11 protein-coding genes are annotated in these 15050 nt (G+C 57.0%); 5 read left to right on the top strand and 6 right to left on the bottom strand.

The window, feature by feature from the left end:
- The first annotated feature begins 144 nt into the window (after nucleotides 1–144).
- Both INF86_RS08115 and INF86_RS08110 read left to right on the top strand, forming a co-directional pair.
- Nucleotides 145–960: a Cof-type HAD-IIB family hydrolase gene (locus tag INF86_RS08115; RefSeq protein ID WP_063850244.1), complete on the top strand. Its 816-nt coding sequence runs from the start codon at nucleotides 145–147 to the stop codon at nucleotides 958–960.
- Between the two features lie 150 nt (nucleotides 961–1110).
- Nucleotides 1111–2367: a DUF1479 domain-containing protein gene (locus INF86_RS08110; protein ID WP_150311957.1), complete on the top strand. Its 1257-nt coding sequence runs from the start codon at nucleotides 1111–1113 to the stop codon at nucleotides 2365–2367.
- Here INF86_RS08110 and INF86_RS08105 read toward each other — a convergent pair.
- A complete protein-coding gene (locus tag INF86_RS08105) occupies nucleotides 2364–3437 on the bottom strand; it encodes a LacI family DNA-binding transcriptional regulator (protein WP_032676354.1) in 1074 nt (357 codons plus the stop codon). The genes INF86_RS08110 and INF86_RS08105 overlap by 4 nt on opposite strands.
- A 285-nt stretch (nucleotides 3438–3722) precedes the next feature.
- On the opposite strand from INF86_RS08105, the gene INF86_RS08100 reads away from it, so the two are divergent.
- Both INF86_RS08100 and INF86_RS08095 read left to right on the top strand, forming a co-directional pair.
- Nucleotides 3723–5024, top strand: a complete 1302-nt coding sequence (locus INF86_RS08100) for an MFS transporter (RefSeq protein ID WP_023299659.1) — start codon at nucleotides 3723–3725, stop codon at nucleotides 5022–5024.
- A gap of 17 nt (nucleotides 5025–5041) precedes the next feature.
- Nucleotides 5042–7405 (top strand): TIM-barrel domain-containing protein, encoded by a 2364-nt coding sequence (locus tag INF86_RS08095; protein ID WP_193543409.1) that lies wholly within the window; start codon nucleotides 5042–5044, stop codon nucleotides 7403–7405.
- Nucleotides 7406–7497: 92 nt separating this feature from the next.
- Here INF86_RS08095 and INF86_RS08090 read toward each other — a convergent pair whose 3' ends face one another.
- Nucleotides 7498–9093, bottom strand: coding sequence for an ABC-F family ATPase (locus INF86_RS08090; protein WP_022647534.1), 1596 nt, complete (start codon nucleotides 9091–9093; stop codon nucleotides 7498–7500).
- Between the two features lie 222 nt (nucleotides 9094–9315).
- Between INF86_RS08090 and ldtB the strand changes: the two genes are divergently transcribed.
- Complete coding sequence (gene ldtB, locus INF86_RS08085) at nucleotides 9316–10236, top strand: L,D-transpeptidase (protein ID WP_003858435.1); 921 nt, start codon at nucleotides 9316–9318, stop codon at nucleotides 10234–10236.
- A 41-nt stretch (nucleotides 10237–10277) separates the two neighbouring features.
- On the opposite strand, the gene INF86_RS08080 is transcribed toward ldtB, so the two are convergent.
- From INF86_RS08080 to INF86_RS08065, 4 genes are all read right to left on the bottom strand, one after another.
- Entirely contained in the window at nucleotides 10278–10994 is a 717-nt protein-coding gene (locus INF86_RS08080) for a GntR family transcriptional regulator (RefSeq protein WP_058646141.1), read from the bottom strand.
- 14 nt (nucleotides 10995–11008) lie between these two features.
- Nucleotides 11009–12331, bottom strand: a complete 1323-nt coding sequence (locus tag INF86_RS08075) for a PTS sugar transporter subunit IIC (protein WP_063146188.1) — start codon at nucleotides 12329–12331, stop codon at nucleotides 11009–11011.
- A 51-nt stretch (nucleotides 12332–12382) separates the two neighbouring features.
- Nucleotides 12383–13759 (bottom strand): glycoside hydrolase family 1 protein, encoded by a 1377-nt coding sequence (locus tag INF86_RS08070; RefSeq protein ID WP_063146189.1) that lies wholly within the window; start codon nucleotides 13757–13759, stop codon nucleotides 12383–12385.
- Between the two features lie 161 nt (nucleotides 13760–13920).
- The gene (locus INF86_RS08065; RefSeq protein ID WP_063146190.1) at nucleotides 13921–14961 is read right to left on the bottom strand and encodes an aldo/keto reductase; all 1041 of its coding nucleotides are present in this window, start codon (nucleotides 14959–14961) and stop codon (nucleotides 13921–13923) included.
- Nucleotides 14962–15050: the final 89 nt, after the last annotated feature.

The raw sequence follows: 15050 nt of genomic DNA, 5'->3' as shown, positions 1-15050 counted from the left end.
CTTACCGGGCCTACATTGTCTCCCCGTTGGCCGGGTAAGGCGAAGCCGCCACCCGGCTTTCTAACTTTCATTCGAAATTAAATTTGTGCTCCCCGTCACCTTGTTATTAGAATGTTTCAAAACGCAGTGACCCAGGAGCACAGTATGACCGTAAAAGTTATCGTCACCGATATGGACGGAACTTTCCTTGATGATGCCAAGCAGTACGATCGTGACCGCTTCCAGGCACAGTTTGAGCAGCTTAAAGCCCGTAACATCGAATTTGTTGTCGCCAGCGGCAACCAGTATTACCAGCTCATCTCCTTTTTCCCGGAGCTGAAAGATCAGATCTCCTTCGTCGCGGAAAACGGCGCGCTGGTGTTCGACCACGGCGAACAGATTTTCCACGGTGAGCTAACGCGTCATGAGTCGCAGATCGTCATTGGCGAGTTGCTGAAAGACAAAGGGCTGAATTTTGTGGCCTGCGGGCTGGAGAGCGCGTACGTCAGCGATAAGGCTCCAGAAGCGTTCGTGAAGCTGATGTCGAAACACTACCATCGCTTAAAACCCATCAGCGATTACCGCGACATTGACGACGTGCTGTTTAAATTCTCCCTGAACCTGCCAGACAGCGATATCCCGAACCTGGTCGATAAACTGCATGTCTCCCTGGACGGCATCATGAAGCCGGTTACCAGCGGCTTCGGTTTTGTCGATTTGATTATCCCGGGCCTGCACAAAGCCAACGGCATCAGTCGTCTGCTGAAACGCTGGAAAGTCTCCCCGCAGGCGTGCGTCGGCATTGGCGACAGTGGCAACGATGCGGAAATGCTGAAGCTGGTGAAATATTCATTTGCGATGGGCAATGCGGCAGAAAGCATTAAAACGGTCAGCCGTTACACTACCGACGATAACAACCATCAGGGCGCGCTGAATGTGATTCAGGCCGTGCTCGACGCCCACTCCCCGTTCGACGTCTGATCCCCTACCTGCCGGAGCCTCACTCCGGCCCCTTCACTCTTTTTCCATCCTGTGGCGCCCGTCAAGGTTTTAAACTTGCATTAACTTATTTTTAACTTAAAGTATCACTTGTAGACACTTTTACTTTCGAATGAAAGATACGAGGCAGTTATGACCTTTACCAGCGAAACGTTGCCAGCGGACCACAAAGCGGCAATTCGTCAGATGAAACGCGCGCTACGGGCCCAGATCGGTGACCTGCAGGCAGTGTTCGACCGGCTTAGCGACAAAATCGCCGCCCGCGTGGCGGAAATTAATGCCCTTAAAAATAAAGGTGAATCCGTATGGCCGGTAATCCCCTTTACGGATGTGAAAAACGGTACGATCACCGCCGAACAGCGCGAAGCGGTTAAACGTCGCGGCTGCGCGGTGATCAAAAGCCACTTCCCGCGCGAGCAGGCGCTGGCATGGGATCAATCGATGCTCGACTACCTCGATCTGAATAAGTTTGACGAGGTTTACAAAGGACCCGGCGATAACTTCTTCGGCACCTTAACGGCCTCTCGCCCGGAGATTTATCCGATCTACTGGTCTCAGGCGCAAATGCAGGCGCGCCAGAGTGAAGAGATGGCACAGGTACAGTCGTTCCTGAACCGTTTATGGACATTTGAGAGCAACGGTAAGCAGTGGTTCGACCCGGACGTGAGCGTAATTTATCCGGACCGCATTCGCCGCCGCCCACCAGGAACAACCTCGAAAGGCCTTGGCGCACACACCGATTCCGGCGCGCTGGAGCGCTGGCTGCTGCCCGCTTATCAGCAGGTCTTTGCCCGCGTGTTTGACGGCAACGTTGAGAAATACGATCCGTGGAATGCTGCGCACCGTACCGAGGTGGAAGAGTACACGGTGGATAACACCACCAAATGCTCCGTGTTCCGCACCTTCCAGGGCTGGACGGCACTGTCGGACATGATCCCCGGCCAGGGGCTGCTGCACGTGGTGCCGATCCCGGAAGCGATGGCTTACATTCTGCTGCGTCCGCTGCTGGACGACGTGCCGGAAGACGAACTGTGCGGCGTGGCGCCGGGGCGCGTGCTGCCGATTTCTGAGAAGTGGCATCCGCTGCTCATCGAAGCGTTGACCAGCATTCCCGCGCTGGAAGCCGGTGATTCTGTCTGGTGGCACTGCGATGTGATCCACTCGGTCGCGCCGGTGGAAAACCAACAGGGCTGGGGCAACGTGATGTATATTCCTGCCGCGCCGATGTGCGAGAAAAACCTCGCCTACGCGAAAAAGGTCAAGGAAGCGCTGGAAACCGGCGCGTCACCGGGAGATTTCCCGCGCGAGGATTATGAGAAAAGCTGGCAGGACCGTTTCACCGTGAACGATCTGAACATCCACGGCAAGCGCGCGCTGGGCATGGCTTAACTGTCGTAAAGCCCTTCCCGCTCAACGGCGGTGCGTCGTTTTCCCTGACGTATCCGCCGTACCGATTCCCGCACGGCCAGCGTGCCGTTCAGCAGCAATGTTCCGACCGGCGCGTCCGGGCGCATCAGCCGCTGCTGGAGCATATATACCGCTTCTGTTCCCAGCTCATCGCGCGGGACATGCACCGCCGTCAGAGGCACATCCTGAATCGCCGCGAGATTAAACCCGTCAATGCTCATCACCGAGACATCCTGCGGCACGCGCAGACCGTGTTTTTGCAGGGCGCTGATGGTCCCCGCCGCCATAAAGTCGCCGCCCACCAGGAACGCCGTCGGCAGATCTTTCCCTTTTTGCTGGTGAAGCCACTCACTCACCAGCTGCTCCGTCTCTTTGGCGCTGAAGCTTGGCACCATCAGCAGATCGCGCCGGTCGCTAAACCTGAGGTTATGGCCGTGCCACGCGTCGCGGATCCCCGACAGGCGCAGCTCCATGGTATAGCGACGCAAACACAGCACATTCATCACCTCCCGGTGCCCCATCTCGAACAGGTACTCCGCCGCCCGCTCGCCAATGGCGCGGTGATCCGGCGCGACGGCGGGCAGGCGCATGTGGCGGTCCCGGCAGTTAATCAGCATGCAGGGTTTGCCCACGTCTACCGCCAGATCGTGGATATGCGGATCGTCGATACCGAGGAGGATCGCCGCCTGGGTGTCCACTTCGTTCATGCGGGCCAGAAACAGCTGGGCGTCGCTGTCGTTCTCCTCCAGCGCACAGTAACGCAGGCGAACCTCGTGCGAGGCCAGCCCTTTGCTCACGCTCTGGATGACACGGTAGTAAAAGATGTCAGACCGCTCGTCAAACGCCCGCTGCGGGGCAAACACCATCAGGCTGTTAAGCAGCAGACGCCCCGCCGCCATGCCCTCTATTACCCCCAGCTCCCGCGCGCATGCCAGCACCGTTGCCCGTGCTTTTTCGCTGGTGTTTGCCTTCCCCGCCAGCACGCGGGAAACGGTGCTGATGGAGAGCCGGGTACGGGCGGCGATTTCGGTGATTTTAAGCCTTTTATCCATTTTGTGATCTGGCTCCGGATGTGAAATGAAAAAATTTTCACAACATCTTTATCAGGTAATAACTTGCGAGAAGGCCATAATGCCGAAAATTAAACCTCGGTTATGAGAAAGTTTGCACAAAATCCACTATTTCCTGCTCAATTTCTCTCTTAAGGTGAACCTGTCACACAACTTCCATACTAGTTGTATAGCAGCTTAGCACTCTAAAACAGATAACTTTCAAACGCCTGACGCTGTGTGACACCTGAACCTTTGTCCCTTACCGTCCGTCTTGTGGAGAAGAAAATGAGTCAGGACATCAACAACACCGTTGCGACAAGCAAAACCCGTCGCGTCATTAAGAATCTGCGCTGGTACGTACTGGTGCTGTTTCTTCTTGGCGTGACCGTAAACTACATCACCCGTAACTCGTTAGGTATTCTCGCCCCCGAGCTGAAAGAGAGCCTTGGTATCACCACCGAGCAATACTCGTGGATCGTCGGCGCGTTCCAGATCGCCTATACCATTTTCCAGCCCCTGTGCGGCTGGCTGATTGACGTTATCGGCCTCAAGATTGGCTTTATGGTCTGCGCCGGGATTTGGGCGCTGATGTGTATCTTCCACGCAGGTGCCGGGAGCTGGCTGCATCTCGCGATCCTGCGCTTCTTTATGGGCGCGTCCGAAGCCGCCGCCACGCCAGCGAACGCCAAAACCATCGGTGAATGGTTCCCGAAATCAGAGCGTCCTGTTGCCGCCGGTTGGGCGGGCGTGGGCTTCTCCATCGGTGCGATGCTGGCTCCGCCAATCATTTACTTCGCTCATGCGTCGTTCGGCTGGCAGGGTGCGTTTATGTTTACCGGCGTGCTGGCGCTGCTGTGGGTGATCCTGTGGTGGATCTTCTATCACAACCCGGAGCAACACCCGAACCTGAGCCGCGACGAGCTGGCGTTTATCAAACAGGATAACGAACCCGCACCGGTCAGGCTGCCCTTTCTGACCGCGCTGAAAACCGTCTCGAAGAACAAACGGTTCTACGGTATCGCCATTCCGGCCTTTATGGCGGAACCCGCCTGGGCTGTGCTGAGCTTCTGGGTGCCGCTGTACCTCGCCAAAGAGCACGGCATGGATTTGAAACAGATCGCGATGTTCGCCTGGCTGCCGTTCCTCGCCGCCGACCTCGGCAGCGTGGCGAGCGGCTACCTCACCCGGCTTTACACCCGCTGGTTCGGCTGCACCCGCGTCAACTCGGTGGTGGCAAGTTCAGTGACCGGCGCGTTTCTGATGATTTCTCTGGCCGTTGTGGCCGTGACCCGCGACCCGTATATCACCATCGTGCTGATCTCCATCGGCGGTTTCGGCCACCAGATTATCTCCTGCATGCTGAGCGCGCTGGTCGTGGAGTCGTTCGACAAGGGCCAGATGGCGACGGTTAACGGCATGCGCGGCTCGGCGGCGTGGATCGCCAGCTTCCTGTTCTCTCTTTTGATTGGGGTGACCGCCGACAAAATCGGCTTCAACCCGCTCTTTATCGCCATGGGCTTCTTTGACCTGATTGGCGCTTTCTTCCTGGTGGCATTTATTGCTGAACGTCGCGCCAAGCGCGCCTGATAGTGGATGTATTGCATATGAAAACCCTGAAAAACTGGACCATCGATACGCAGTCAGCGAATCATCTGGAACTGCTGGTGGATAACCAGCACCGTCTGTGCCTGTATGTGCTGGAAGAGAATCTGTTCCGCGTGCTGATCAAGCGTAAAGGCCAGCTGGCGCTGGACCGCACCTGGAGCATCGCGCCGGAACAAGACGTACCGTGGGAAGGCCGCCGTCGTGACGATGTTAGCGGCTTCACCTGCCCGGCCTGGACACTGACGCAGCAGGGCGATGCGTTAACCTTAGCGACCGAACAGCTGCGCGTCACCGTCCACCAGCCCCTGTGGCTGGAGTGGCACTACCGCAATGAAGCGGGCGAGTGGCAGCCGTTGGTCAATGACCGCCCGACCAGCGCCTACCTGCTGAACGCCCACGGTGACGGCGTGGCGCACTATCTCAGCCGTCGCAATGATGAACGTTTTTACGGTCTGGGTGAGAAAGCGGGGGATTTACAGCGCAACGGCAAACGCTATGAGATGCGTAACCTGGACGCGATGGGCTATAACGCCGCCAGCACCGATCCGCTGTACAAGCACATCCCGTTCACCCTCACCCGTCGCGATGACGTGAGCTACGGCCTGTTCTACGATAACCTGAGCAGCTGCTGGCTGGATCTGGGTAACGAGATCGACAACTATCACACCGCCTACCGCCGCTGGCAGGCGGAAGCGGGCGATATTGACTACTACCTCTTCACCGGCAAGCGCGTGCTGGACGTGACGAAAGCCTTCGTGCGCCTGACGGGGAAAACGCTGTTCGGACCGAAGTGGAGCCTGGGCTACAGCGGCTCAACCATGCACTACACCGACGCGCCGGACGCGCAGGACCAGCTGATGAACTTCATCCGCCTGTGCGATGAGCATGCCATTCCGTGCGACTCGTTCCAGCTCTCCTCCGGCTATACCTCGATTAACGGCAAGCGCTACGTTTTTAACTGGAACTACGACAAAGTGCCGCAGCCGAAGGTGATGAGCCAGGCGTTCCACGACGCGGGGCTGCGGCTTGCGGCAAACATCAAGCCGTGTCTGTTGCAGGATCATCCCCGCTACGGCGAAGTGGCGGAACGCGGCCTGTTCATTCGCGATTCAGAAACCGATGCGCCTGAACGTTCCAGCTTCTGGGATGACGAAGGATCGCATCTCGACTTCACCAACCCGCAGACGGTGCAGTGGTGGCAGAACGGCGTGACCACGCAGTTGCTGGAAATGGGCATCGACTCCACCTGGAACGACAACAACGAGTATGAAGTGTGGGACGGGGAAGCGCGCTGCTATGGCTTCGGCCAGGAGATCGCCATCAAGCATATTCGCCCGGTGATGCCGCTGCTGATGATGCGCGCCTCGCTGGAAGCACAGCAGCGCTTTGCGCCGGATAAACGTCCGTATCTGATCTCCCGCTCCGGCTGTGCCGGAATGCAGCGCTACGTTCAGACCTGGAGCGGCGACAACCGTACCAACTGGGACACCCTGCGCTACAACATCCGCATGGGCCTGGGCATGAGCCTGTCCGGACTGTTCAACGTCGGTCACGACGTCGGCGGTTTCTCCGGCGACAAGCCGGATGCCGAGCTGTTCGTGCGCTGGGTACAGAACGGCGTGATGCATCCGCGCTTTACCATCCACTCGTGGAATGACGATCGCACCGTGAACGAACCGTGGATGTACCCGGGCGTGACCCCTGCGATTCGCAGCGCCATTGAACTGCGCTATCGCCTGCTGCCGTATCTCTACACCCTGCTCTGGCAGGCGCACGCCGACGACGAGCCGATGCTGCGCCCGACCTTCCTCGATCATGAGCACGATGCGCAGACCTTTGAAGAGTGCGACGACTTCCTGCTGGGCCGTGACCTGCTGGTGGCCAGCGTCGTCGAAGCCGGGCAGCGCGAGCGCCGCGTCTGGCTGCCGGATAACGAAACCGGCTGGTACGATTTTTACACCCACGCGTGGTATGCGGGCGGGCAATCGATCGTCCTTGATGCGCCACTGGAAAAGCTGCCGCTTCTGGTGCGCGCAGGGGCCGGTTTGCCGCTCAGCGAACGCATCCGTCACGTGAGCGCCGATAAAGACGATACCCGTGAGCTAAAACTGTTCCCGGTGAAAGGCGTCGGCACCACCTCCGGGCTGCTGTTTGAGGATGACGGCGAAAGCTGGGGCTACCTGAACGGCAATGCGCTGTGGGTGGAATGGGAGATGGTGTGCGACGGCGCAAGTATCAACCTGAAGGTGTATGCGCGCGGCGACTATCGTCCGGCATGGAAGGCACTGAAGGTGTCATTACCGACGGGGGAAAAACGTACGCTGCGGGTGAACGGGGTTGAAGGGGGCGAGTGGGTGGTTTAGTGCGGCCTGATGCCCTCACCCTAACCTTCTCCCACAGGGAGAGGGGATAGAGCGTAGGCCGGGTAAGGCGAAGCCGCCACCCGGCTATTTTTTTAACTCTCGATACCTTTACTGCGCAGGTAATCTTCGTAGTTACCGGTGAAGTCCACCACGCGCTCTGGCGTGATTTCGATCACGCGGGTCGCCAGGGAGCTGACGAACTCACGGTCGTGAGAGACGAAGATCAGGGTGCCCTGATACATCTCCAGCGCCATGTTCAGGGATTCGATCGATTCCATATCCAGGTGGTTGGTTGGTTCGTCCATCACCAGGATATTCGGTTTTTCCATCATCAGCTTGCCGAACAGCATACGGCCCTTTTCACCACCGGAGAGCACTTTGGCGGGCTTTTTGATGTCGTCCTGGCTGAACAGCAGACGCCCCAGAATGCTGCGTACCGCCTGCTCGTCGTCGCCTTCCTGCTTCCACTGGCTCATCCAGTCGAAGACGGTCAGATCGTTTTCGAACTCATATTCATGGTCCTGCGCGTAGTAACCAATCTGCGCATTTTCAGACCATTTCACGGTACCGTTATCCGGTTGCATTTCGCCCACCAGAGTTTTCAGCATAGTGGATTTACCCACGCCGTTGGCACCCAGGATAGCAATCTTCTCGCCCACTTCCAGCAGCAGGTTGAAGTTTTTGAACAGCGGGCCTTCATCGAAGCCTTTGGTGAGGGCTTCCACTTCCAGCGCGTTACGGAACAGCTTCTTGTCCTGCTCGAAGCGAATGAACGGGTTCTGACGGCTGGAGGCTTTTACCTCTTCGAGCTTGATTTTGTCGATCTGACGGGCACGCGACGTTGCCTGGCGTGATTTAGAGGCGTTAGCGCTGAAGCGGCTGACGAAGGATTGCAGGTCCGCAATCTGCGCTTTCTTCTTGGCGTTGTCGGCAAGCAGACGTTCACGCGCCTGGGTTGCCGCCGTCATGTACTCATCATAGTTGCCCGGATAAACGCGCAGCTCGCCGTAATCCAGATCCGCCATGTGCGTACACACCATGTTAAGGAAGTGACGGTCGTGCGAGATGATGATCATGGTGCTGTCGCGATCGTTCAGCGTCTGCTCAAGCCAGCGGATGGTGTCGATGTCCAGGTTGTTGGTCGGTTCGTCGAGCAGCAGGATGTCTGGATTAGAGAACAGCGCCTGCGCCAGCAGCACACGCAGCTTCCAGCCTGGCGCAACTTCGCTCATCGGACCATAATGCTGTTCAACAGGAATGCCGACGCCCAGCAGCAGTTCGCCCGCACGCGCTTCCGCAGAATAACCGTCCATTTCGCCGTACTGCGTTTCCAGGTCGGCCACTTTGTAACCGTCTTCTTCGCTCATCTCAGCGAGACCGTAGATACGATCGCGCTCCTGCTTCACTTCCCACAGCTCCGCATGCCCCATGATCACGGTGTCGAGCACGGTGAACTCTTCGAAGGCGAACTGATCCTGACGCAGCTTACCGATACGCTCGTTCGGGTCGAGCGACACGTTGCCCAGCGTCGGCTCCAGGTCACCGCCGAGGATCTTCATAAAGGTGGATTTTCCGCTACCGTTGGCACCAATCAGGCCGTAACGGTTGCCGCCGCCAAATTTGACGGAAATATTTTCGAACAGCGGCTTACTGCCAAACTGCATAGTGACGTTGCTGGTAACTAACACGGAGAGATTCCTGCGAAAAGTGTGATAAACGCGGCATTATGCCACAATTCCGAATTGAGATCCTGTGTTGCGGCAATCCACTAAACTTTAACAAAATCGAAAAAAATGTGATTTCGTACACATCTGAATTCCCAGTTAACGGGAATGCACATATAATGCGCTCCCATTACAGATTCAGACTTCTCAACTCATCGCCAGAATGGCTTAGATACCTCGCATAACATGAACATGAAATTAACAACGCTTTTTGCGGCGGCGTTAGCCGTAGTAGGTTTTTGTAAGACCGCGTCTGCGGTGACGTATCCCCTGCCGACAGACGGAAGCCGTCTGGTGGGTGAAAACCAGGTGGTGACGGTTCCGGAAGGTAACACTCAGCCGCTGGAATACTTCGCGGCGCAGTATCAGCTCGGCCTGTCTAACATGCTGGAAGCGAACCCGGGCGTTGACCCGTATCTGCCGAAAGCGGGTACCGTACTCAACATTCCACAGCAGCTAATCCTGCCGGATACCGTGCACGAAGGTATCGTGATTAACAGCGCCGAAATGCGTCTGTATTACTACCCGAAAGGCACCAACACCGTGATCGTGCTGCCTATCGGTATCGGTCAGCTGGGTAAAGACACCCCGCTGAACTGGACCACCAAAGTGGAGCGTAAGAAAGCGGGCCCAACCTGGACGCCGACCGCCAAAATGCACGCTGAGTACATTGCTGCCGGTGAACCGCTACCGGCCGTTGTGCCTGCTGGCCCGGATAACCCGATGGGTCTGTACGCGCTGTACATTGGTCGTCTGTATGCCATCCACGGTACCAACGCCAACTTCGGTATCGGCCTGCGCGTAAGCCACGGCTGCGTACGTCTGCGTAATGAAGACATCAAATTCCTGTTCGATAACGTGCCGGTCGGTACGCGCGTGCAGTTCATTAACGAACCGGTGAAAGCGACGTCAGAGCCGGACGGCAGCCGTTACATTGAAGTGCATAACCCGCTGTCCACCAGCGAAGATCAGATCAACAACAACGAAATCGTACCGATTAAGCTGACCAGCGCGGTGCAGTCCGTTACCTCTCAGGCGGATGTTGACACGACCATCGTTGACCAGGCGATTCAGAACCGTTCCGGTATGCCGGTGCGTTTGAACTAATCGCGAGCACGAACAAAGCGGGCCTCGAGGCCCGCTTTTTTTTATCCGTTATTCACAATTACGATGCCGCCATGGTCATAGCGATAGTGACAATGGGCGTACTCCAGCGGCGTACCATCTTCCAGATAGATCACCTGCTCCACCTCCAGCACCGGGTCGGTTGGCTCACAGACCAGATGCTGCATATCCAGCGCACTGGGCTTCAGCGCCCGCACCACACGATACGATCCCATGATCTTCAGCCCCAGCATCTCCTGCACATACCGGAATACCGAACTTTCAAGATGGGTTTTGTTCAGCCCGGGCACCAGATTGAGCGGCATCACCGTGGCGTCCAGGGACATTGGCTCACCGTTGAGTAAACGCAGACGGATGAAGTCATAGATCGGCGTATCCGGATTTATCATCAGCGAGGCCTGCTCTTTCTCGTTCGGGAAGCGAAGTTCGAAGTGCACCACCTGGCTCGTCACCGTGCCTAAATGTTCCCAGGTTTTGGTCGCCCCAAAGTAGTCGCTGCCGGAGAGATCCCACTGAGAAAGCTGGAGGAAATTTTTGCGGATAAACGTGCCCTGTCCCTGCCGGGTATAGACCAGCCCTTCTACGATCAGCTGACGCATCGCCTGCTGAATGGTCATCCGGCTGGTGCTGAATTCCGCCGCCAGCGCGAACTGGTCCGGCAACGGTTCATTGGCGGCGTACTGCTGGGTAATAATGCGTTTCTTAATTTCCCGCGCTATGGTGATGTACTTCGCCGCCATCTTCCTTCCTTAAATTAGTTTTCTGTCCCGCTGTTTTTCAAGGCCACTCGCTCGGCCACCTTGAGGAAAGGCAGGTAGAAGAATACACCAAATACGATGATTGCCAACTGCACCACCACCGCCCGCCAGTCCCCCGCCGTCGCCAGCCAGGCGCTGAGGATCGGCGGCGTGGTCCACGGGATCATCACCACGCAGCGCGACATCAGACCCAGCGTGGTACAGAGCCACGCAAAGTAAATCCCGATGGCGGGCAGCAGCACAAACGGGATCATCAGCGGCAGGTTAAAGACAATCGGCAGGCCGAAAATCACCGGCTCGTTGATGTTGAACAGACCCGGCGCCAGTGACAGACGCGCCACCTGCTTCGCTGATTTCTGTCTTGAGAAGATGAAGATAGCGATCAGCAATGAGATAGTGCTGCCCGTCCCGCCCACCATGCCAAAGGTCGGCACAAAAATGTTGTTGATGATGTGTGGGATCGGCTGGCCGTTGGCAAAGGCCAGCATGTTCTCGTTGGTGTTGATCAGCAGAAACGGCTCCAACACCACGCTGTTGACTACCGACTGATGAATACCGAGCGTGAACAGGAAGTTACCGAAGCTGTAAATGAAGATCGTCCCGGGCAGACTGGTGTTGATCAGCCGCAGCGGCTGCTGAATGAATGTCGTAATGAGATGGATCAGATCCGTATGCAGCACGTTCGCCAGTATGGCCGCCAGCACCGCAAACAGTGAGAGCGTGAGGATTGTCGGGATCAGCGCGGTAAAGGATTTGCTCACCGCCGGAGGCACGTTCTCCCCCAGCGAAATGTGCAGCGCCTTCAGCCGTGAAATGGCGATAAACAGCTCGGTTGAGAGCAGCCCAATCAGCACCCCGGCGAAAATCCCGGTGGAGCCGATATTGGCGAACGTCAGCACCTGGGTGACGTTCACCGTGGCGTCGCTGCCGACAGGCGTAATCTGTAAGCGCATCGGCATCATGATGATGAAGCTGCTGACGGCGATAACCACTGCCGAGACCGGATTGTCGAAATCTTTGTTGCGCGCCAGCGACCAGGCGATCATCGGTGCCAGCAGCAGCGCGGCGATGTTCAGCGTGCCGTTGATAATCGCCTCGCCCCACACCTTAAACTGCGTGAGCGTGTCGCCTTCCAGCACCCATGGAAACACGACGTTGTTCACCAGCACCGCCAGACCGGCGAGGATGAAAATCGGCATCACCGTGGCGAAAGCGTCCCGCAGGGATCGCAGGTGTACCTGGTTTGCCAGGCGCGCCGAGAACTCAACAAATTTATCGACAAAAGACTGCATGTGCGGTGTTATTTTTGTTTCAGACATAGCGGAGTATTCCCATCAATCAGTCACAAAAACGGCCCGGCAGCGTACGGCTTACATCTCGCGTCCGTTAGTATGGATAACCTGTTTTAACCACGCGTAGCTCTTCTTCGGCACGCGCTTAAGGTCTTTCAGGTCGTGATTTTCACGGTTGACGTAGACCACGCCGTAGCGCTTACGCATGTCACCCTGCGAGCTGAGAATGTCGATTAAGCCCCAGCCGAGGTAGCCCATTACCTCTGCCCCGTCCTCGAATATTGCCGCTTTCATCGCCTCGATGTGCGCCCGGTGGTAGTCGATGCGGTAGGTGTCCTCGATCGGGTTTACCCCGTCCCAGGACTCGATCACGCCGATGCCGTTTTCAATCGGGAATACCGGCATCCGCCAGTCGTTGGCATAGCGGGTGATGATGGTGCGAAAGCCCAGCGGGTCGATCTGCCAGTTCCACTCGGTGGCTTTCAGGTACGGGTTATTTTTCTCGCCATGCAGCAGGTAATGGTTCACCGGCGTGCCTTCAGGGATGGCATCGCTGTCCAGCGTTTTGCTGGCGTAATAGCTGAAGGCCATAAAGTCGTTCTTCGTGCGCGCAAACAGCGCGAGATCGTCTGCGCGGTAGATATCACCGAAGCCCTCCTGCTCCACCACCGCCATCACCGCCGGGCTGTAGCCCTGTCCCGCGAAGACGCGCAGCAGGTTCTGGTTGAGGAATTCGTCGTACTGCTGGGCGCAGAAGATATCGCGCGGTTTGCAGGTGGCTGGATAAATCAACTGGTGCGCCAGCATGCCGCCCATCAGCTTGCCTGGCTTAGTCTGGTGCAGGTATTCGGTCAGAGTCATGTGCGCCACCATCGCATGGTGCTGAAGCTCATACAGCTCGCGCAGGGTTTGCTCGCCTTTCATGTAACCGGAAATGCGAAAAGCTTCCGGCATATGGAAAATGTTCTGCTCGTTGAAGGTCAGCCAGTACTTCACGCGATCGCCGTAGCAGTCGATCATCTTCTTGCCGTAGCGGATAAAGGCCTCCATCACCCGGCGGTCGTTGAAGCCGTTGTACTCCTGCGCCAGCGCCAGCGGCATATCGAAGTGGTAGAGGCAGACCATCGGCTCAATACCGCGGGCGAGCAGATCGTTAATAAAGCTGTCGTAAAACGCGATACCTTCGGCGTTGAACTCGCCGTCACCCTGCGGGCAGACGCGGCTCCAGGAGATCTGGAAGCGGTAGCAGTTCATGCCCAGATCCTGCATCAGATCGAAATCTTCCCGGTAGCGGTGGTAGGAGTCGGTCGCCACTTTCCAGTCGGAGATGTTTTCTCCTGCTTCCCGAATGTCATATACCGACATCCCCTTCCCGCCCTCATTCCATGCCCCTTCCGTCTGCATGCTGGATACCGAGTTGCCCCATAAAAAGTTGGCTGGCAGTGATTTGTTCATGATTGCTCCCTATATGACTAGTCATTTAAATTTCATGACTAGTCATATAGATCGAGATCAAACATCAGGCAAAGAGAAGGAGCATTTTTTGTGAGGTGGGTTGAAATAAAGACCAGAGATAGTAGCCCCGGTAAGCGAAGCGCCACCGGGGAAAAGGAAGGTTACTGCTGCGCGAGCTGACTACGACGGTATTCCCCCTGCCGCTCCAGCATCCAGCCTGGATATTCGCGCGGCAGCGCGCTGACGGCATCAAGCTGTTTAAGCTCATCTTCGCTTAAACGGATCCCGGTGGCGGCAATATTATCGTCCAGCTGATCGACGCGTTTCGCACCAATAATGACGCTGGTCACCGCTTTTTGATGCAGCAGCCATGCCAGCGCGATTTGCGCCACGGAGACGCCCTTACGCTCGGCAATGACGCGCATTACGTCCACGCAGTCGAAGGCGCGATCTTTATTCACCGGCGGGAAGTCAAATTCCAGACGGCGGCCTCCGGTTTCGCTCTGCCCGTCACGACCGTATTTTCCGCTCAGCAGGCCGCCCGCCAGCGGGCTCCAGACCATCAATCCGACGCCTTCGCTCTGCATCATCGGCACCAGCTCGCGCTCCAGGTCACGTCCGGCAATGGTGTAATACGCCTGCAACGATGCGAAACGCGCCAGCCCAAGACGGTCAGAAATACCGAGCGCTTTGGCAATCTGCCACGCAGTCCAGTTCGAGACGCCGATGTATCGCACGTGACCGTGCTGTACAAGGTTATCCAGTGCGTAAAGCGTCTCCTCAATGGGGGTCGCGGGGTCGAAACCGTGCAGCTGATAGAGATCGATATGATCGAGCTGCAGGCGGCGCAGGCTCTCCTTTACGCTGTCGATAATGTGATAGCGCGAGCCGCCGCGTGAGTTCACTCCCGCCGTGCCCGTTTCACCAAACACCTTTGTGGCGACCACCACGTTTTCACGTGGAACGTTCAGGTTTTTCAGCGCCTGCCCGAGGATCTCCTCCGAGCGTCCTTCCGAATAGACGTCGGCAGTGTCGATAAAGTTGATGCCCGCGTCCAGCGCGCGGCCCACCAGCTGCTCGGCTTCGTTTTGCCTTAGCTGGCCAATCTTGCCCCACATGCCGCCCTCGCCGCCGAAGGTCATGGTGCCGAGGCAGAGTTCAGAAACAAACAGTCCGGTATTGCCCAGTTTTTGATAACGCATAACGCTTTCCTCGCATGTCGATTGGGTGTCTGTTAGTTATACCCGCCCCCCAGCCATCGCGAATGTGGCGTTCCTGTCCGTTTCTTGCC

Origin of the sequence: Enterobacter cloacae complex sp. I1M (assembly GCF_014982425.1) — a bacterium.
Lineage (GTDB): Bacteria > Pseudomonadota > Gammaproteobacteria > Enterobacterales > Enterobacteriaceae > Enterobacter > Enterobacter intestinihominis.
The sequence above is the reverse complement of the archived record's forward strand: the minus strand, read 5'-3'. Positions and strand labels throughout refer to the sequence as shown.

Excerpts from the sequence above, each read along its gene's own strand:
- INF86_RS08080 (WP_058646141.1), bottom strand. The coding sequence starts at position 10,994 with ATGGCGGCGAAGTACATCACCATAGCGCGGGAAATTAAGAAACGCATT.
- INF86_RS08105 (WP_032676354.1), bottom strand. The coding sequence starts at position 3,437 with ATGGATAAAAGGCTTAAAATCACCGAAATCGCCGCCCGTACCCGGCTC.
- INF86_RS08115 (WP_063850244.1), top strand. The coding sequence starts at position 145 with ATGACCGTAAAAGTTATCGTCACCGATATGGACGGAACTTTCCTTGAT.
- ldtB (WP_003858435.1), top strand. The coding sequence starts at position 9,316 with ATGAACATGAAATTAACAACGCTTTTTGCGGCGGCGTTAGCCGTAGTA.
- INF86_RS08065 (WP_063146190.1), bottom strand. The coding sequence starts at position 14,961 with ATGCGTTATCAAAAACTGGGCAATACCGGACTGTTTGTTTCTGAACTC.
- INF86_RS08100 (WP_023299659.1), top strand. The coding sequence starts at position 3,723 with ATGAGTCAGGACATCAACAACACCGTTGCGACAAGCAAAACCCGTCGC.
- INF86_RS08070 (WP_063146189.1), bottom strand. The coding sequence starts at position 13,759 with ATGAACAAATCACTGCCAGCCAACTTTTTATGGGGCAACTCGGTATCC.
- INF86_RS08110 (WP_150311957.1), top strand. The coding sequence starts at position 1,111 with ATGACCTTTACCAGCGAAACGTTGCCAGCGGACCACAAAGCGGCAATT.
- INF86_RS08095 (WP_193543409.1), top strand. The coding sequence starts at position 5,042 with ATGAAAACCCTGAAAAACTGGACCATCGATACGCAGTCAGCGAATCAT.
- INF86_RS08075 (WP_063146188.1), bottom strand. The coding sequence starts at position 12,331 with ATGTCTGAAACAAAAATAACACCGCACATGCAGTCTTTTGTCGATAAA.